Source organism: Sphingomonas sp. (genome assembly GCF_036388215.1).
GTDB lineage: Bacteria > Pseudomonadota > Alphaproteobacteria > Sphingomonadales > Sphingomonadaceae > Sphingomonas.
In genome coordinates, this window is the sequence record NZ_DASVSH010000031.1 from 335,174 (window position 1) to 351,149 (window position 15,976).

Consider the following 15,976-nt stretch of genomic DNA (forward strand, 5'->3'; position numbering starts at 1 on the left):
CCCCCACCCGGCCACCCATAGAATACACTGCCGTTGGGTGGCCGGGTGGGGGGTGGCCGGGTGGGGGAGCGGGCCAGTGCGGCCTAGGAACAAGAAATGAAGAAGATCGAGAAGCTGCTGATCGCCAATCGTGGAGAGATCGCGCTCAGAATCCATCGCGCATGCCATGAAATGGGCATCAAGACCGTTGCGGTGCATTCGACGGCGGACAGCGACGCGATGCACGTGCGCCTGGCCGACGAAGCCATCTGCATCGGGCCGCCGAGCGCGGCGGAGAGCTACCTTAATGTTTCGCGCATCATCTCCGCGGCGGAAATCTCGGGGGCCGACGCGATCCACCCGGGATACGGGTTTCTCTCCGAAAACGCGCAGTTCGCCGAGATCATCGAAGCGCACGGCATCATCTTCGTGGGGCCAAAGCCCGAGCATATCCGCACCATGGGCGACAAGATCGAGGCCAAGCGCACCGCGGGCGCGCTCGGCCTCCCGCTGGTTCCCGGCTCCGATGGCGCGATCAGCGACCTGGACGAAGCCAAGGCCATCGCCGAGAAGGCCGGCTATCCGGTGATCATCAAGGCGGCGTCTGGCGGGGGCGGGAGAGGCATGAAGGTCGTGAGCGACCCCGCCGAGCTCGAAACCCAGATGCAGCAGGCAGGCAGCGAGGCGAAGGCTGCGTTCGGCGACGCCACCGTCTATCTCGAAAAATATCTCGGCAATCCGCGCCACATCGAATTCCAGGTGTTCGGCGACGGCGAAGGCAATGCGATCCACCTGGGCGAGCGCGACTGTTCGCTCCAGCGCCGCCACCAGAAAGTGCTCGAGGAAGCCCCCTCCCCCGTGCTCGGCGCCGAGGATCGCGCGCGCATGGGCGGCATCTGCGCCAGGGCGATGGCCGATATGGGCTATCGCGGCGCGGGCACGATCGAATTCCTGTGGGAAGACGGCGAATTCTACTTCATAGAAATGAACACCCGGCTGCAGGTCGAGCATCCGGTGACCGAGGCGATCACCGGCCTCGACCTGGTCCGTGAGCAGATCCGCATCGCCGAGGGCCATGGCCTGACGCTGCGGCAGGAAGATATCCAGTTCCGTGGCCACGCGATCGAATGCCGCATCAACGCGGAAGACCCGCGCACCTTCGCCCCCTCCCCCGGCCTGGTGAAGGGCTATCACGCGCCCGGCGGGATGAACGTCCGTGTCGATAGCGGGCTCTATGCCGGTTATAAGGTCCCGCCTTATTACGACAGCATGATCGCCAAGCTGATCGTCTACGGCACCACCCGTGCCGGCGCGATCCGCCGCCTGCGCCGCGCGCTCGAGGAATTCGTGATCGACGGAATGAAGACCACGATCCCGCTGCACCAGGCGCTGATCGAGGACCCCGATTTCCAGAAGGGCGACTATACGATCAAGTGGCTGGAGGAATGGCTGGCGAGGCAGGACGAGCCCGCGGCATGAAAGCGACTATCTGGCACAACCCGCGCTGCTCCAAATCGCGCGAGACGCTGGCGCTCCTGCATGATGCGGGTGCCGAGGTTGAAATCGTAGAGTATCTCAGGACGCCACCAAGCGCGGAGGAATTAGAGCGCCTGTTCGCCCGCGGCGGACTTACCCCCGCACAGTTGCTCCGCCAGGCCGAGGCTGGGGCGAAAGGCCTGACCGATGCGAACGACGCAACGATCCTCGCCGCGATGGCCGCCGATCCGATCCTGATCGAGCGCCCGCTGGTCGAAACCGAGAAGGGTGTCCGGCTGGGGCGCCCGCCTGAGGCGGTTCGCGAGATTCTCTAGCAAGGGGCCGGGGATGAAGGCTATCAACGTGGCCGACAAGTTCGGGCAGTTCACCGAACATTGGCGTCCCAAGATCGTCGCGCAACTGAATGGTCAGGACGTGCGCTTGGTGAAGGTTCAGGGCGTCTTTCCCTGGCACCATCATGCCAATGCCGAAGAGATGTTCCTCGTCTGGCGGGGCCGCTTCCGCGTCGAGTTCCGTGATCGGATCGTCGAGCTCGAAGCCGGCGAGTTCATCGTCGTCCCGCGCGGCGTGGAGCATCGCACGGCCGCCGACGAGGAAGCCGAAGTGATGATTTTCGAACCGTCCGAGGTCGTGAACACCGGGAATGTCATGGATGCCGAGTTCACCGCGCCGGGCGGAGTGATGATCTGAAGCACAACATCTTCGGGCACGGAAAGCCAGAGGGTGACGCGCCTCATCACCCCCGCTATGGGCTGCGCTCATGACCGGAATCACCCCCGAGATCGTCGCCGAGCACGGCCTGTCCCCTGAGGAATATGAACGCGTCCTCCACGCGCTCGGCCGCGAGCCCAACCTGACCGAGCTTGGCATCTTCTCGGTTATGTGGTCCGAGCATTGCAGCTATAAATCTTCGCGTATCCATCTGAAAAAGCTGCCGACCGAAGGCCCGCACGTCATCTGCGGTCCCGGTGAGAATGCCGGCGTGATCGATATCGGCGACGGCCAGGCGGCGATCTTCAAGATGGAGAGCCACAACCATCCGTCGTACATCGAGCCCTATCAGGGTGCCGCGACCGGCGTCGGCGGGATTCTGCGCGACGTGTTCACGATGGGCGCGCGGCCGATCGCCAATATGAACGCGCTGCGTTTCGGCCGCCCCGACCATCCCAAGATGCGCCACCTGATCGCGGGCGTGGTCCATGGCATCGGCGGCTACGGCAATTGCGTCGGTGTGCCGACCGTGGGCGGCGAAGTGAATTTCCATGCCGCCTATGACGGGAATATCCTGGTCAACGCGATGACCGTGGGCGTCGCCGATCAGGACAAGATCTTCTATTCGGCAGCCTCGGGCGTGGGCAATTCGATTGTTTATGTCGGCTCGAAGACCGGCCGCGACGGCATCCACGGCGCCACTATGGCGAGCGCGGATTTCGGCGAAGACAGCGACGAGAAGCGCCCCACCGTCCAGGTCGGAGACCCCTTCACGGAGAAATTGCTGATCGAAGCGTGCTTGGAGCTGATGGCGTCGGACGCGATCGTCGCGATCCAGGATATGGGGGCCGCGGGCCTCACCTCCTCATCGGTCGAAATGGCGAGCAAGGGCGGAGTCGGCATCGAGCTGATCATGGACGATGTGCCGCAGCGCGAGACGGGCATGACTCCGTACGAGATGATGCTGAGCGAGAGCCAGGAGCGGATGCTCATGGTGCTCAAGCCCGGACGCGAGGATTTTGCCGAGGCGATCTTCCGGAAGTGGGAACTCGACTTCGCTGTGATCGGCCGCGTCACTGATACCGGACATATGGTGCTGAAGTGGAAAGGCGAGACCGTCGCCGACATCCCGCTTGCGCCGCTCGCCGACGAAGCGCCGCTATACGACCGCCCGCACGTGCCCACGCCCAAGCAGCCCGAGTTGACCAATGTGCCCGAGAGCAGAGATATCGCCGCGGACCTGCTCAAGCTGATGGCTTCGCCCGATATCGCCAGCCGCCGCTGGATATGGGAGCAATATGACAGCCAGGTCGGCGGCGATACGGTGCAGCGCCCCGGCGGCGACGCCGCGGTGGTCCGTGTGCACGGCACGCAAAAGGGCCTGGCGATCACCACGGATTGCACGCCGCGTTATTGCTTCGCCGATCCGGTCGAAGGCGGCAGGCAGGCGATCGCCGAGGCTTGGCGCAACCTGTCCGCGGTCGGCGCGACGCCGCTGGCCGTCACCAATTGCCTCAACTTCGCCAACCCCCAGCGTCCTGAGATCATGGGTCAGCTGGTGGGCTGTCTCGAGGGAATGGCGGAGGCGTGCCGCGCGCTCGATTTCCCGATCGTATCCGGCAATGTCAGCCTCTACAATGAGAGCAAGGCCCCAAAGGACTCGGATGGCGCCGGCGGCTCCGCGATCCTCCCCACTCCCGCGATCGGCGGCGTCGGGCTGCTCAAGGATTGGTCGAAGAGCTGCACGATCGGCTTCAAGGGCACCGGCGACATCATCATCGCGCTGGGCGAGCGCGCCGGGCATCTCGGTCAGTCGATATGGCTGCGCGAAGTGCATGGCCGCGAGGAGGGACCACCACCGCCGGTCGATCTCCTGGCCGAGCGGCGCGCCGGCGCCTTTGTCCGCTCGGCGATCCAGAGCGGCTGCATCACTGCCTGCCATGATGTGGCGGACGGTGGCGTGGCCGTCGCGCTGGCGGAGATGGCGCTGGCTTCGAACATCGGCGCGATCATCGATCAGCCCCAGCCCTTCGGCGTTGCCGGCAGCTTCTTCGGCGAGGATCAGGGCCTATATATCGTGACTGTCCGCGACGAATCGCTGGCCGATTTCCTGGTCGCCGCGGACAAGGCAGGGCTCGCCGCCGACCCGATCGGCCGCACGATCAAGGACCGCCTGATCTTCGAGCTGGAAGCTGGCGATTATTGCGTCTCGATCGCCGATCTCCGCGCCGCGCACGAAGGCTTCTTCCCCGCGCTGATGCAGGGGGAAGTCGCCGCCTGAGCCGCTGCGCCGTCTACAGCTTCAGCTGATAAGGCTGGAATTCGCACGATGCCGGCCGGACCAGCAGATACAGCACCTCACGGCTGGTGCTGCCCTTCTCCGAATACACGGCTGCGCCCTTATAGAGCGCCAGCGGCTCGACGTCCCCCCGCGCCCAGCACGCGCGGCAGCCCATATTTCAAATAGGTCTTCTTGGCGATCATGATGGGCTCGTTGTTGATGAACCAGGGCCCATAGGGGGCCGCGGTAGCCTTGGCCGCGGTGGCGCCCTTGGGCAGGGGCAGGCAGGCAGCCTGGGGGGTCAGGCCGGCCAGTATCATCGCCATAACAAGCATTCCGGTCTCCTCTTCCGATTCGCGCATATGCCTAGCCGATTCGTCCCTGCAAAGGTAAGTTGGCAAAAGGGCCTGGTCTCCGCTGCCATTTGGGCAAATTGCACGGGTTCTGGCCGAGGCTGGTGATCGGACGCGAGAACCGTTAGTAGCGCGAGCGAAACGATGAGGCGGACAAACATGTCGACGCAGAGTCCGCTGAGGTCGCCCGTGCGTCTCCAGTCGCTCGACACGGTTCGCGGCGTGGCCGTGATGGGCATTTTGCTGCTCAACATCGTCGCCTTCGCGATGCCCGAAGCCGCCTATATGAATCCGCGTGCATATGGCGGTTGGCAGGGCGCGGACCTGGGCGTCTATCTCGTCAATTTCGTGCTGTTCGACGGTAAGATGCGGGGGCTTTTCTCGTTCTTGTTCGGCGCATCGATGCTGCTGGTGATCGAGCGCGCGGAGCAAGGCGGACGCAGTCCGGCGCTCACGCATTACAGCCGGATGGTGTGGCTACTGGCCTTCGGCCTCGCCCACCTCTGGTTCGTCTGGTACGGTGATATCCTCTCCCATTATGCGCTGATCGGGATGGTCGCGTTCGCGATGCGCAACATGGCCGTGCCGCGCCTGGTCATCCTCGGGACGATGCTGGTGTGCCTGGGCATGCTCATCTTCTCCGGCCTGCCCTACGCGGTCCACCAGCTCCAGCTGCCCTCCACCGACGCGGCGGAGGCGGCGGAGAAAGCGCGCCAATTGCGCCAGTTCGTCAACGGCTTCGGGATTCCATCGGCCGAGCGGATCGCAAGCGAACTGGCGGTGCACCGCGGCGATTATGCGACGATCCTCGCGGATCGTGTCCAGAATTTCCGTTTCATGCCGCTTATCGCACTCGGGCTCTTCGGGCACGAGACGCTTGCCTATATGCTGTTCGGAATGGCGGCGCTGAAGAGCGGGATGCTGCGCGGCGAATGGTCGCCCCGGCGCTATGCGAAATGGCTGATCCTCTGCTGGGGCATCGCCTTGCCCGCTTATGTCGGCGCCGCGGTTTATATGGTCAGCCAACAGTTCGAGATGTTTTCGGTCGTGCTCGCGGTGATGACGCTGGCGACCCCGGTGCGGCCGCTGATGTTCGTCGGTTGGGCCTGCCTTATCCTCCTGCTCGCGCGAGGCGGCGGAGCGCTGGCGACGCGGATCGCCGCCGCCGGCCGCATGGCCTTCACCAATTATCTAATGACCAGCCTGATCTGCACCACGCTCTTTTACGGCTACGGGCTGGGCTGGTTCGGGCATCTGTCGCGCTGGCAGCTTTATCCGGTCGTCTTGGGCGTCTGGGGGCTGATGCTGCTATGGTCGAAGCCCTGGCTGGCGCGCTTCCGATTCGGCCCGTTGGAGTGGCTGTGGCGCAGCCTGGCGCGCTGGCGTCTTGAGCCGATGCGAGGGTCCGCGCTCGACTGATTGCGAACGCGTCGCAATACCCTTGCGAATCAGTCTCAATAGCCCTAGATAAAATTGTCTAACGTGAGGGTTCGATGGTCGTCTGCGTTTGCAATGCAATTCGGGAGCGCGATGTCCGCGAGGCGGCACGCGAGGGCGCCATCAGCGCCTGCCAAGCCTATCGGGCGCTGGGTCTCCAGCCGAAATGCGGCCAGTGCGTGCCGTTCGCGCGCGCGATCATTGCCGAAGAGCGTGCGGCTGCGTAGCGTTCGCAAGAGGAAAAACCGCGGAAATCCGCCATTTTCAACTGTGCAAGCCCGGCACGTAGGCGTATTGCCGTGCGTGAAGTCAGCGCACGGGTGAGCATATGAAGGGCGACGCAAAAGTCATCGAGTATCTCAACGAGGTGCTCAAGAACGAACTCACCGCGATCAACCAATATTGGCTCCATTACCGGATGTTCGATCATTGGGGCGTCAAGAAGCTCGCCGAGTTCGAGCGGCACGAATCGATAGACGAGATGAAGCATGCCGACATGGTCGCGGAGCGCATCCTGTTCCTCGATGGCCTGCCCAATTTCCAGCTTCTGGGCCGGTTGCGTATCGGCGAGACCGTCGAGGAAGCGCTACGCGCCGATCTGGCGCTCGAACTGGAAGCACTCACCGTGCTCAAGGACGCGATCGAGCATAGCGAAAAGGTCCGCGACTATGTCAGCCGCGACCTGTTTCGCCGCATCCTCGATAGCGAGGAAGAGCATGTCGATACGCTGGAGCGCCAGTTCGAGATGATCCAGCGGATGGGACTGGAGAATTACATTCAGCTCAACAGCAAGCCGGAAGCCGAGGAGTAAGCGGTTCTATCCCGCAAGGCTGCGGCGGCCGAAGACGGGCCGGCGCTCGACCAGCGGGTTGGCTTCGCGTTCGAGTAACTGAAGCGTGGATTCAAACAGGGGCCGCAGCTGGACCACTTGCTCCAGCGCATGGGTAGGCGTGTCGTGCCGCTCGACGCACAGGCGCGCGATCGTTTCGATTTCTTCGGCCAGGTCGCCAAGCATGTCGGCGCCGAACTGGCGCGCCTCTCCCTTCAGCGTGTGTGCCGGAATGACCATGGCGGCAGAGTTCTGGCTGCGCATCGCCTCTTCGATCTGCGACACCGATTTCACGCCGTCCTCGCGAAAATAGCCGAGGATGCGGACGAAATTGACGCCCAGTTCCGCGCGCGCCTGCCCGAAGCTGGCCCAGTTCACCTGAGGATCGTTGCCGGTCATAGCTTCATACTCACACCCCGCACCATGGAAGGCACGTCGCCAACACTATTGCCCGGAAGTAAACACGGAGTTGATTTTAGCGATATCGGGTAACTGCGTAGGTTACCTCTAATCCTTCGCATGATCGAAGGGATTCTTGGATGCCCGCATCGTCAGCCGCACCGGAACCGCGGCGAAATCGAATTCCTTGCGCAGGCTGTTGATCAGATAGCGCTGATAGCTGACCGGCAACAGATCGACACGCGTGCCGAACAGGATGAAACTGGGCGGGCGCGACTTGTTTTGCGTAATGTAGCGGGGCTTGATGCGCTTGCCGCCGGGCGCAGGCGGGGGATTGGCTTCGATTGCCCGCTCGAACCAGCGATTGAGCTGACCGGTCGAGACCCGGCGGGACCAGGCTTCGCGCGTTTCGAAGCCGACTTTCATCAAGACGTCCAGGCCCTTGCCGGTCACCGCTGAGACGGTGAGCAACGGCACGCCCTTGGCTTGCGACAGCCCCTCTTCGAGCGCCGCTTTCACGCCGTTGAACAGGCTCGATGCATTATCTGCTACGTCCCATTTGTTGAGCGCTATGATCAGCGCGCGCCCCTCCTGGAGGGCCCGATCGGCGATCTTTAGATCCTGCACCTCCAGCCCGCGCGTAGCGTCGAGCAGCAGGACCACGACCTCGGCGAAGTCGATTGCGCGCAGGGCGTCCATGACGGAGAGCTTTTCGAGCTTCTCTTCGACCCGCGCCTTCTTGCGCATGCCCGCCGTGTCGATAAGGCGGACCTTGCGGGCTCCGCCCTCGCTGTCGATCCATTCCCAATCGACGGCGATCGAATCGCGGGTGATCCCCGCCTCGGGGCCGGTGATCAGCCGGTCTTCGCCGAGCAGCTTGTTGATCAGGGTAGACTTGCCGGCATTGGGACGGCCGACGATCGCGAGCTTCAGGATCGCATCGGGGGATTCCGGGTCTTCATCCTCGGCGGCTTCGTCCTCATCGCGCTCCAGATGCGGCCGCAGCGCTTCGAACAAGTCGACCACGCCTTCGCCATGTTCGGCCGAAAAGGGGATCGGATCGCCCAGCCCCAGCGCCATCGCCTCGATCACTCCCGTTTCGCCCGCCCGGCCTTCCGCCTTGTTCGCCATCAGCACGACGGGGCGATTGGTTCCGCGCAGCCAGCGCGCAATCTCCTCGTCGAGCGGAGTCACTCCGGCACGCGAGTCGATCAGGAACAGCGATACATCCGAATCGCGCACGGCCGCTTCGGTCTGCGCGCGCATGCGGCCCGGCAGCGTCGCGACGTCGTCGTCTTCATATCCAGCGGTATCGATGATCCGGAATTCCAGCCCGAGCAACTGCGCGTCGCCCTCGCGCCGGTCACGCGTCACGCCCGGTTGATCATCCACGAGCGCCAGGCGCTTGCCGACGAGCCGATTGAACAGCGTGGATTTTCCGACATTCGGACGGCCGATAATGGCGACGGTGGGCTGGGGCATGGCTAAACCTAACTCCCCTCCTGCTTGCGGGAGGGGTCGGGGGAGGGACTATCGCAATCCCCTGAATGACGGGGGCTACATGCCCTCCCCCAGCCCCTCCCGCAAGCGGGAGGGGAATAAGGTCAGCGATACGCGCTCAACTGCCCCTTGTCGTCCAGCACATAGAGCATGTTGTTCGCCACGACCGGCTGGAGCGAGACACTGGTCTTCATCTCCATCTTGGAAAGGACGCTGCCGTCGGTGGGGGACACGAACACCAGTTCGCCTTCCGAATTGGCGAGGATCAGCTTGCCCCCTGCAAGAACCGGGCCGACCCAGGAGTAAAGCCCGGTCGATTTCTTCTCGTTCCTGAAATGCTTGAGCTGGGAAATCCACCGGATCTTGCCGCTGCCGCGAGCGATGGCCATCAACCGCGCATCGTCGGTTACCACGAACAGCCACTCGCCCGCCGCCCAGGGGGTCGAGATCCCGGCGATGTTCTGTTCCCACATGCGCTGGCCGCTGGCGATATCCATAGCGACCATGCGGCCGCCCTGGCCCACCGCATAGACCCGGCCCTGATCGATCACGGGCTCGGCATCGATATCCGACAGCGAGGAAACCGAAGTCGAGATGGAACTGCGCGAAAGCACTTCGCCCCAAAGCGTGCGGCCGTTTTCGTAACGATAGGCGTTGAGTTCGCCCGAGGAGAAACCGGCGATCACGGTGCCGCTGGCCGAAGCCGGCGCCGCGACGCCGAATACGCCCTGCGATTCAAGGCTCGCCGATGCGCTCCACGAAACCACGCCTGCATCCTGGGTCAGCGCGAAAAGCTGATTGTCCTGCGTGATCACATAGACCTGGCCGTTTGCGAGCGTAGGCGCGCCCCGCAGTGGGCCGCCCGGGCGCTTGCGCCAAATCTCGGTGCCGTCCGCCGCATTGAGCGCGACGAGGTCACCCAGGCCGTTGGCGGCAAACACGCGGTCGCCGTTCACGCTGGCGCCGCCGCCGAAGCGTGCGGGCTTGTTGCCCTCTTCCTTCACCGTGTTCGCGCGCCACAGCTCGGCGCCGGTATCGGCCGCCATCGCATGCACCACGCCATCGGTATCGACGACATAGAGCTTGTTGCCTTCGATCACCGGCGCGGCGGCCAGGCGCTCGCGCTTGGAGGCCTTCGCGACCGACTTGGTCCAGATCCGCGTGGGAGCAGCACCCAGCGCAAGATGTCCCATCGACTTGGCGGCGTTGCCACCCGGCTGGGTCCAGCTTTCATTAGCCGCCGCTTCGGGTACGAGCACTTCGACGCCGGACAGCGACTTGTCGGCGACGATCTCGTTCTCGGACAGCAGGATCGGAACGCGCTCGCCCAGGACCGGAGTCTTCTTGCCGCCGCCCTTCAGGATTCCGCAGCCGCTGACCAGCGCGAGCGCTCCAAGCGCTGCCGCCACCCTCATTCTGTTGTTCATTGCGCTACTTTGTCCTTGGATTGGTCGATAGCATCGACGCCGAGCACGCCCGCCAGCGTTACTGCACGCTGGCGGATCGTCTCGGGCACATTTTCTCCGCCCTGGGCGATCTGCCCATAGAGCTTGCCCGCATCGGCGCGCTTGCCTTGCTTCAGATATGCCGCGGCGACCATTTCGCCGGCGGTGCCGAACCAGGGCGAAGCGGGAACCGCGAGACCCTTGAGCCGCTCGACCACTTGCTCGGGCTTGAGACGGTCATATTCGGTGGAGGTCTGGCGCAGCATCGCCAGATCGCGATAGGGCTTCGGGTAGCCGGCATTGCCGGCCACTTCGGCGAACTTGGCGGCGGCGCCCGCGGAATCGTTCTTTTGCAGCAGCAGATTGCCCTGCGTGATCCGCGAAAGCGCGGTGAAGCCTTCCCCGCTGTCCTTTGCCAGCTTGTCCAATTCGGCCATGGCCTTGTCAGGCTGGTTTTCCTCAACCAGCCGGAGCGCCGCATCGAATTGCTCGCCCTGCGTGCCCGCCGCGCGATCAGCGCTGTAGCCCATATAGAGATACAGGGCGAGCGCCGCGAGCGCGGCCACCAGTGCGGCGATGATCCAGCGTCCATAATCGCGCCAGATGTTCATCATCCGATCGCGGCGATACTCCTCATCGACTTCGCGCAGGAAGGCTTCGTCTGTCGTGCCGGAGGGTGGAAGCGCCAAAATCTACTCCATGGGTCTCTTGCGGCCGCGGACCACAGCCTGCAGCCAGGGTCCGCTTGCCTAGCCGTTCAATCCCGCGCCGCATAGACCTGTTCGGCCCCCGGAAAAGCACGGGAGCGAACGTCGGCGGCATAGGTCTCAACCGCGGCGGAAATGCGGCCAGCCAGGTCGTCGAAGCGCTTCACGAAGCGCGGCGTGCGCTCGAACATGCCCAGCATGTCCTCCGTGACCAGGACCTGGCCGTCGCACTGCGCCGAAGCGCCGATGCCTATAACCGGTGCCGGGACCGCGGCCGTGATTTCATTCGCCAGTCCCTCGACCACGCCTTCGGCGACCAGGCTGAAGGCGCCGGCATTCGCAATCGCGCGCGCATCGTCCAGTATCTGGGCGTGTTCGGCATTGGTGCGGCCCCGTGCGCCATAGCCCCCCAATGCATTGACCGACTGCGGCGTGAGGCCGACATGCCCCATCACCGGTATGCCGCGCCGCGTGAGGAACTCCACTGTGGGCGCCAGCGTCTCGCCGCCTTCCATCTTTACTCCCGCCGCCCCGGTTTCGGCGAGCACGCGAGAAGCCGATTCGAATGCGCGCTCGGGGCTGGCTTCGTAGCTGCCGAACGGCATGTCGATGATCACTACCGAATGATAGCTGCCGCGCACCACCGCCGCGCCGTGCGCGATCATCATCTCGATCGTGACCGGCAATGTCGAAGGCAGCCCGTAAATCACCTGACCCAGGCTGTCGCCGACCAGCAGGACATCGCAATGCGGATCGAGCAACTGCGCCATCCGCGTCGTATATGCGGTCAGCATCACGATCGGATCCTTCCCCTTGCGATTGCGGATCGCGGGGATGGTCAGCCGCTTCATCGGCGAAGGCGTGGGGTTCGCGCGGCTGGTGCCGGTGTCGAGCGTGAGGTGGGACATGGCGTGTAGTTCTAGCCCCGCCGGTCGCCCCGCGCCAGCATCAAGGCGTTCCGATGCGCCAGCGGCTTGCGGGCTAGGTCAGGAAATCCAGTTGCGGTCCCGCGCATATCCCGCCAGCCAGACCTGCATCACCGCCATTGCGATGATGAATGCCGGGAACGGCACCGTCGCTGCGGCCCCCTTATGAGCCAGCAAGTCGGTCGCGAAAAAGACATAGCCGAACTGGATTACCACCGCGATCAGCGAGACGATGTAGAGCGTCATAGCCCATCGCGAGCGCGCCAGCATCGCGATCGACCCGAGCAGCGCCGCACCGACCGCGACCGCGTAATCCCAGCCGAACCAGGCGGGCAGCGCGGCGAAATAGGCGCGGTCCCAATCGGTGGCGGCGGGGTCCATCGCCGGGCCATGCATCACGTGCATCGCGAATGCCGCGCACCCGGCAAGTCCCCAGAGGACCAGCACGCCCAACAAGATGATGAACCATCCAGGCCGCTTAACCGTCATCGCCATTCCCCCAAGATCAGCATGGCCAACCTATCCGAAAAGCGCGCGCTATAGAAGAGCGCCCGCATATCGGTCAGGCGCGAAGCCAATCAGCAGCCCGCCGGGATATTCGATCACCGGACGCTTGATCATCGAGGGCTGCGCAAGCATCAGCGCGCTGGCCTTGGCCGCATCCAGATCGGCCTTCGCGTCGTCGGGCAGCTTGCGGAAGGTCGTGCCCGCACGGTTGAGGACCTTCTCCCATCCGGCGATTTCGATCCACTGCGCCAGGCGGGCCGCCTCCACGCCGGCAATCTTGTAATCATGAAAGCCCGCCGCGACGCCATGGGCATCCAGCCAGGCGCGCGCTTTCTTCATCGTGTCGCAATTCCTGATGCCGTAAATCGTGACGCTCATGCGGGGTCCTCCAGAAAGCGGCCAAGCGTTACGACGTCCTGCCGCTCAAGCCCAAGCGCCGCATAAAAGCCCAGCGCATCCGCATTGCTTTCGCGCACCATCAGCTGGATCTTGAGCGCGCCGCGATCGCGCAGCCATTGCTCGGCGGCGGCCATCAGCGCTCTGCCCAGCCCACCGCGACGCCGATCCGGCGAGACCGCGAGATAATAGACCCAACCGCGATGGCCGTCGAAACCCACCATGATGCTGCCGATGATGGCGCCATCCTGCCGCGCGACGAGGACAGCTCCAGCGTCGGACGCCAGTGCGAGCGCAAAGTCGGCCTCGGGGTCGTTCCAGGGACGGGTAAGCTCGCACGCGCGCCACAAGGCGATTGTCGCGGACCCGTCGCTCTCAAGCGCAGCCTCGATCACCGCGCGATGCAGGTGACGCCGGCCCAGAGATTGGTGATCTTGCCGGTGGCCGCAGCCGAACTGAGCACGCCGGACAATTCGCCGGTCGCGAACTCCTGCCCGATCGATGATTCCTCCACCGTCAAGTCGCCGGCGGCCGCCTCCAGCGCCTTGCGGGTCATGCCGATGCCGATACCGTTGGCGGTCGAGAATTTGCCGTTCTCGCGCCCGTCCAGGTCCCAGCCGGCGAACTTGCCCTCCTGGAAATAGAGCGAAAGCCCTTCGCGGAAAGCCGCATAGTCGAGCGCGCCCCCCCCGCATTCCTCGTTTCTCGATTGCTCGATCGGATTGCCCAGCGCAGCCGCGACCATCCGCGTGGCCGCGGCCTTGTCCATCCCGAAGGTGACATGGCGAGCGCTGCCGTTGGCAAGAACGAGCGTGAGCTCGTCAGGCGCGAGATTGAGCGCGGGCACCGCATCGGCAGCCGCTGGCGCGGCCATATTGACCGGGGGAGCGGCAAGTGTGGAGACACTGGCCGTCTCGTTCTCGGTCACGTTGTTGGTGACGCCCTCGCCGGTGCACGCGGCGAGCAATGTGAGCGCGGCAGTTACGCTCCCCAGGATCGATCTGTTCATTGGCCCTCCCCTAGCGGAAAGCGCCGGTCGCGCCCTCCAAAAAAATCGTTCCCGTCGGCTGCGGGATGACCGTCAAGCCCGACGCCGCGCGATCCGCCACAATGTGTAGAGCCCTATCCCGGCCCACACGATATTGAGAACCGCCGATGGAATCGCGCCATTATAGCCGCTGTTGAGGATGAAGCAGCCCGCGCCGACCACGTTCATCCATTGATATAGCGGCGATTGCCCGCTCAGCCGCCCGATGGACAGCATGACATAGGCCGCGAGGATCAGCCCCGCGCCGGTCCATCCGATCGCTTCGATGAGCACGCGTTCGAGCGTCATTCCCACTCGATCGTGCCGGGCGGCTTGGAAGTATAGTCATAGGTAACCCGATTGATCCCGCGCACTTCATTGACGATCCGCGTCGCCACGCGCGGCAGGAAGTCGCCGGGGAACTGGAATGCCACAGCGGTCATCCCGTCGGTGGATGTAACCGCACGCAGGGCGAGGACATTGTCATAAGTTCGCCCGTCGCCCATCACGCCGACACTGCGCACCGGCAGCAACACCGCGAACGCCTGCCAGATCGCGTCGTACAGCCCAGCGTTGCGGATCTCCTCGAGATAGATCGCATCGGCCTTGCGCAGGATGTCGCAGCGTTCCTTGGTGACTTCGCCGGGGATGCGGATCGCCAGGCCCGGCCCCGGAAACGGGTGCCGCCCCACGAAGATATCGGGCAGGCCCAACTCGCGGCCGAGCGCGCGGACTTCGTCCTTGAACAATTCGCGCAGCGGCTCGACGAGCTTCATATTCATCCGCTCGGGCAATCCGCCGACATTGTGGTGGCTCTTGATCGTCACCGAAGGCCCGCCGGTGAAGCTCACGCTTTCGATCACGTCGGGATAGAGCGTGCCCTGCGCCAGGAAGTCCGCGCCGCCGATCTTTCGGGCTTCGTCCTCGAATATTTCGATGAAGGTCTTGCCGATGAACTTGCGCTTGGCCTCTGGATCGGTGAGCCCCGCCAAGCCGTTGAGGAACAGCGTCTCCGCGTTCACATGAACGAGCGGAATGTTGTAGGCCCCGCGGAACAGACTGACCACCTGATCGGCCTCGCCGGAGCGCATCAGCCCGTGATCAACGAAGACGCAGGTCAGTTGCTCGCCGATCGCTTCGTGGATGAGCACCGCCGCGACCGCGCTGTCCACGCCGCCCGAAAGCCCGCAGATCACGCGGCCCTTGCCGACCTGGGCGCGGATGTCGGCGATCTTCGCGGCGCGGAACTCGGCCATCGTCCAGTCGCCATGCAGCCCGCACACGTGCCGCACGAAATTGGCCAGCAGCCGCGCGCCATCGGGCGTATGCACCACTTCGGGGTGGAACTGCATGGCGTAATAGCGGCGCGCATCGTCCGCGATCACGGCAAAGGGCGATCCCGGGCTCACCGCCACCGGCCGGAAGCCAGGAGCCAGCTCGGTTACCTTGTCGCCATGGCTCATCCACACCTGGTGAACCTCGCCTTCCGCCCAGAGACCGTCGAACAGCACGCATTCATCCTCGATCCGGATGAATGCGCTGCCGAATTCGCCGCTGTCGCCCAGCCGCACTTCGCCGCCGAGCTGGTGCATCATCGCCTGCTGGCCATAGCAGATGCCGAGCACCGGCACGCCCGAATCGAAGATCGCCTGCGGCACGCGCGGCGATCCATGATCGAGCACCGAGGCGGGGGACCCAGAGAGGATGATGCCTTGCGGCCGCATCCGCGCGAATGCTTCGGCAGCCGTGGTGAAGGGCGCGATCTCGCTATAGACCCCGGCCTCGCGCACACGCCTGGCGATGAGCTGGGTAACCTGGCTGCCGAAATCGACGATCAGGATCGAGTCGCTGTGCTGGGCCGTCATGGGCGGGCGATAGGAAGCCCGCCCAGCGGTGTAAAGTCACAGAGCCGGCGTCAGCCCCTCGAAGGTGATCGCCGGTTGCTGACCCGCCTTCAGTCCGCAACGCCACTTCACGAGGCG

General features: G+C 64.3%; 19 protein-coding genes. 7 read left to right on the top strand and 12 right to left on the bottom strand.

Features of this window, described 5'->3' with window-relative positions:
- Positions 1-96: 96 nt before the first annotated feature.
- From accC to purL, 4 genes are all read left to right on the top strand, one after another.
- Positions 97-1,458 carry an acetyl-CoA carboxylase biotin carboxylase subunit gene (accC, locus tag VF617_RS14040; protein WP_331015511.1) on the top strand — a complete coding sequence of 454 codons (1,362 nt, stop codon included), beginning with the start codon at positions 97-99 and terminating at the stop codon, positions 1,456-1,458.
- A complete protein-coding gene (arsC, locus tag VF617_RS14045; protein WP_331015512.1) occupies positions 1,455-1,790 on the top strand; it encodes an arsenate reductase (glutaredoxin) in 336 nt (111 codons plus the stop codon). The genes accC and arsC overlap by 4 nt, the downstream gene beginning before the upstream one ends.
- 13 nt (positions 1,791-1,803) lie before the next feature.
- Positions 1,804-2,166 (top strand): cupin domain-containing protein, encoded by a 363-nt coding sequence (locus VF617_RS14050; RefSeq protein ID WP_331015513.1) that lies wholly within the window; start codon positions 1,804-1,806, stop codon positions 2,164-2,166.
- A gap of 70 nt (positions 2,167-2,236) precedes the next feature.
- Positions 2,237-4,468, top strand: coding sequence for a phosphoribosylformylglycinamidine synthase subunit PurL (purL, locus tag VF617_RS14055; protein ID WP_331015514.1), 2,232 nt, complete (start codon positions 2,237-2,239; stop codon positions 4,466-4,468).
- A gap of 119 nt (positions 4,469-4,587) precedes the next feature.
- Here the strand turns inward: purL and VF617_RS14060 are convergent, their stop codons facing one another.
- Positions 4,588-4,803, bottom strand: coding sequence for a hypothetical protein (locus VF617_RS14060; RefSeq protein WP_331015515.1), 216 nt, complete (start codon positions 4,801-4,803; stop codon positions 4,588-4,590).
- A 177-nt stretch (positions 4,804-4,980) separates the two neighbouring features.
- Between VF617_RS14060 and VF617_RS14065 the strand changes: the two genes are divergently transcribed.
- The 3 genes from VF617_RS14065 to bfr all read left to right on the top strand — a co-directional run bounded on the left by VF617_RS14065 (position 4,981) and on the right by bfr (position 7,069).
- On the top strand, positions 4,981-6,240 hold the full coding sequence (locus tag VF617_RS14065; protein ID WP_331015516.1) for a DUF418 domain-containing protein: 1,260 nt from the start codon (positions 4,981-4,983) through the stop codon (positions 6,238-6,240).
- Between the two features lie 74 nt (positions 6,241-6,314).
- A complete protein-coding gene (locus VF617_RS14070; RefSeq protein ID WP_331015517.1) occupies positions 6,315-6,485 on the top strand; it encodes a (2Fe-2S)-binding protein in 171 nt (56 codons plus the stop codon).
- A 101-nt stretch (positions 6,486-6,586) separates the two neighbouring features.
- Positions 6,587-7,069 carry a bacterioferritin gene (gene bfr, locus VF617_RS14075; protein ID WP_331015518.1) on the top strand — a complete coding sequence of 161 codons (483 nt, stop codon included), beginning with the start codon at positions 6,587-6,589 and terminating at the stop codon, positions 7,067-7,069.
- Positions 7,070-7,075: 6 nt separating this feature from the next.
- Here the strand turns inward: bfr and VF617_RS14080 are convergent, their stop codons facing one another.
- The 11 genes from VF617_RS14080 to guaA form a co-directional block, all read right to left on the bottom strand.
- Positions 7,076-7,486: an Hpt domain-containing protein gene (locus VF617_RS14080; protein WP_331015519.1), complete on the bottom strand. Its 411-nt coding sequence runs from the start codon at positions 7,484-7,486 to the stop codon at positions 7,076-7,078.
- 108 nt (positions 7,487-7,594) lie between these two features.
- Entirely contained in the window at positions 7,595-8,968 is a 1,374-nt protein-coding gene (gene der / locus VF617_RS14085) for a ribosome biogenesis GTPase Der (RefSeq protein ID WP_331015520.1), read from the bottom strand.
- Between the two features lie 122 nt (positions 8,969-9,090).
- Positions 9,091-10,413, bottom strand: a complete 1,323-nt coding sequence (locus VF617_RS14090) for a PQQ-binding-like beta-propeller repeat protein (RefSeq protein WP_331015521.1) — start codon at positions 10,411-10,413, stop codon at positions 9,091-9,093.
- Complete coding sequence (locus VF617_RS14095; RefSeq protein ID WP_331015522.1) at positions 10,410-11,120, bottom strand: tetratricopeptide repeat protein; 711 nt, start codon at positions 11,118-11,120, stop codon at positions 10,410-10,412. The genes VF617_RS14090 and VF617_RS14095 overlap by 4 nt, the downstream gene beginning before the upstream one ends.
- Before the next feature lie 68 nt (positions 11,121-11,188).
- On the bottom strand, positions 11,189-12,046 hold the full coding sequence (gene panB, locus VF617_RS14100; protein ID WP_331015523.1) for a 3-methyl-2-oxobutanoate hydroxymethyltransferase: 858 nt from the start codon (positions 12,044-12,046) through the stop codon (positions 11,189-11,191).
- Positions 12,047-12,124: 78 nt separating this feature from the next.
- Positions 12,125-12,553: a hypothetical protein gene (locus tag VF617_RS14105; RefSeq protein ID WP_331015524.1), complete on the bottom strand. Its 429-nt coding sequence runs from the start codon at positions 12,551-12,553 to the stop codon at positions 12,125-12,127.
- 48 nt (positions 12,554-12,601) lie between these two features.
- On the bottom strand, positions 12,602-12,949 hold the full coding sequence (locus VF617_RS14110) for an ArsC family reductase (protein ID WP_331015525.1): 348 nt from the start codon (positions 12,947-12,949) through the stop codon (positions 12,602-12,604).
- The gene (locus VF617_RS14115) at positions 12,946-13,362 is read right to left on the bottom strand and encodes a GNAT family acetyltransferase (protein ID WP_331015526.1); all 417 of its coding nucleotides are present in this window, start codon (positions 13,360-13,362) and stop codon (positions 12,946-12,948) included. Before VF617_RS14115 ends, VF617_RS14110 begins: the two co-directional genes overlap by 4 nt.
- Positions 13,359-13,976: a hypothetical protein gene (locus VF617_RS14120; RefSeq protein ID WP_331015527.1), complete on the bottom strand. Its 618-nt coding sequence runs from the start codon at positions 13,974-13,976 to the stop codon at positions 13,359-13,361. The genes VF617_RS14115 and VF617_RS14120 overlap by 4 nt, the downstream gene beginning before the upstream one ends.
- Before the next feature lie 72 nt (positions 13,977-14,048).
- Positions 14,049-14,303 (bottom strand): CBU_0592 family membrane protein, encoded by a 255-nt coding sequence (locus VF617_RS14125; protein ID WP_331015528.1) that lies wholly within the window; start codon positions 14,301-14,303, stop codon positions 14,049-14,051.
- Positions 14,300-15,859 carry a glutamine-hydrolyzing GMP synthase gene (gene guaA, locus VF617_RS14130; protein ID WP_331015529.1) on the bottom strand — a complete coding sequence of 520 codons (1,560 nt, stop codon included), beginning with the start codon at positions 15,857-15,859 and terminating at the stop codon, positions 14,300-14,302. The genes VF617_RS14125 and guaA overlap by 4 nt, the downstream gene beginning before the upstream one ends.
- Positions 15,860-15,976 lie beyond the last annotated feature (117 nt).

What these genes read in the sequence shown, in the direction of transcription:
- accC (WP_331015511.1), top strand. Translation starts at nt 97, where the DNA reads ATGAAGAAGATCGAGAAGCTGCTGATCGCCAATCGTGGAGAGATCGCG.
- arsC (WP_331015512.1), top strand. Translation starts at nt 1,455, where the DNA reads ATGAAAGCGACTATCTGGCACAACCCGCGCTGCTCCAAATCGCGCGAG.
- VF617_RS14050 (WP_331015513.1), top strand. Translation starts at nt 1,804, where the DNA reads ATGAAGGCTATCAACGTGGCCGACAAGTTCGGGCAGTTCACCGAACAT.
- purL (WP_331015514.1), top strand. Translation starts at nt 2,237, where the DNA reads ATGACCGGAATCACCCCCGAGATCGTCGCCGAGCACGGCCTGTCCCCT.
- VF617_RS14060 (WP_331015515.1), bottom strand. Translation starts at nt 4,803, where the DNA reads ATGCTTGTTATGGCGATGATACTGGCCGGCCTGACCCCCCAGGCTGCC.
- VF617_RS14065 (WP_331015516.1), top strand. Translation starts at nt 4,981, where the DNA reads ATGTCGACGCAGAGTCCGCTGAGGTCGCCCGTGCGTCTCCAGTCGCTC.
- VF617_RS14070 (WP_331015517.1), top strand. Translation starts at nt 6,315, where the DNA reads ATGGTCGTCTGCGTTTGCAATGCAATTCGGGAGCGCGATGTCCGCGAG.
- bfr (WP_331015518.1), top strand. Translation starts at nt 6,587, where the DNA reads ATGAAGGGCGACGCAAAAGTCATCGAGTATCTCAACGAGGTGCTCAAG.
- VF617_RS14080 (WP_331015519.1), bottom strand. Translation starts at nt 7,486, where the DNA reads ATGACCGGCAACGATCCTCAGGTGAACTGGGCCAGCTTCGGGCAGGCG.
- der (WP_331015520.1), bottom strand. Translation starts at nt 8,968, where the DNA reads ATGCCCCAGCCCACCGTCGCCATTATCGGCCGTCCGAATGTCGGAAAA.
- VF617_RS14090 (WP_331015521.1), bottom strand. Translation starts at nt 10,413, where the DNA reads ATGAACAACAGAATGAGGGTGGCGGCAGCGCTTGGAGCGCTCGCGCTG.
- panB (WP_331015523.1), bottom strand. Translation starts at nt 12,046, where the DNA reads ATGTCCCACCTCACGCTCGACACCGGCACCAGCCGCGCGAACCCCACG.
- VF617_RS14105 (WP_331015524.1), bottom strand. Translation starts at nt 12,553, where the DNA reads ATGACGGTTAAGCGGCCTGGATGGTTCATCATCTTGTTGGGCGTGCTG.
- VF617_RS14110 (WP_331015525.1), bottom strand. Translation starts at nt 12,949, where the DNA reads ATGAGCGTCACGATTTACGGCATCAGGAATTGCGACACGATGAAGAAA.
- VF617_RS14120 (WP_331015527.1), bottom strand. Translation starts at nt 13,976, where the DNA reads ATGAACAGATCGATCCTGGGGAGCGTAACTGCCGCGCTCACATTGCTC.
- VF617_RS14125 (WP_331015528.1), bottom strand. Translation starts at nt 14,303, where the DNA reads ATGACGCTCGAACGCGTGCTCATCGAAGCGATCGGATGGACCGGCGCG.
- guaA (WP_331015529.1), bottom strand. Translation starts at nt 15,859, where the DNA reads ATGACGGCCCAGCACAGCGACTCGATCCTGATCGTCGATTTCGGCAGC.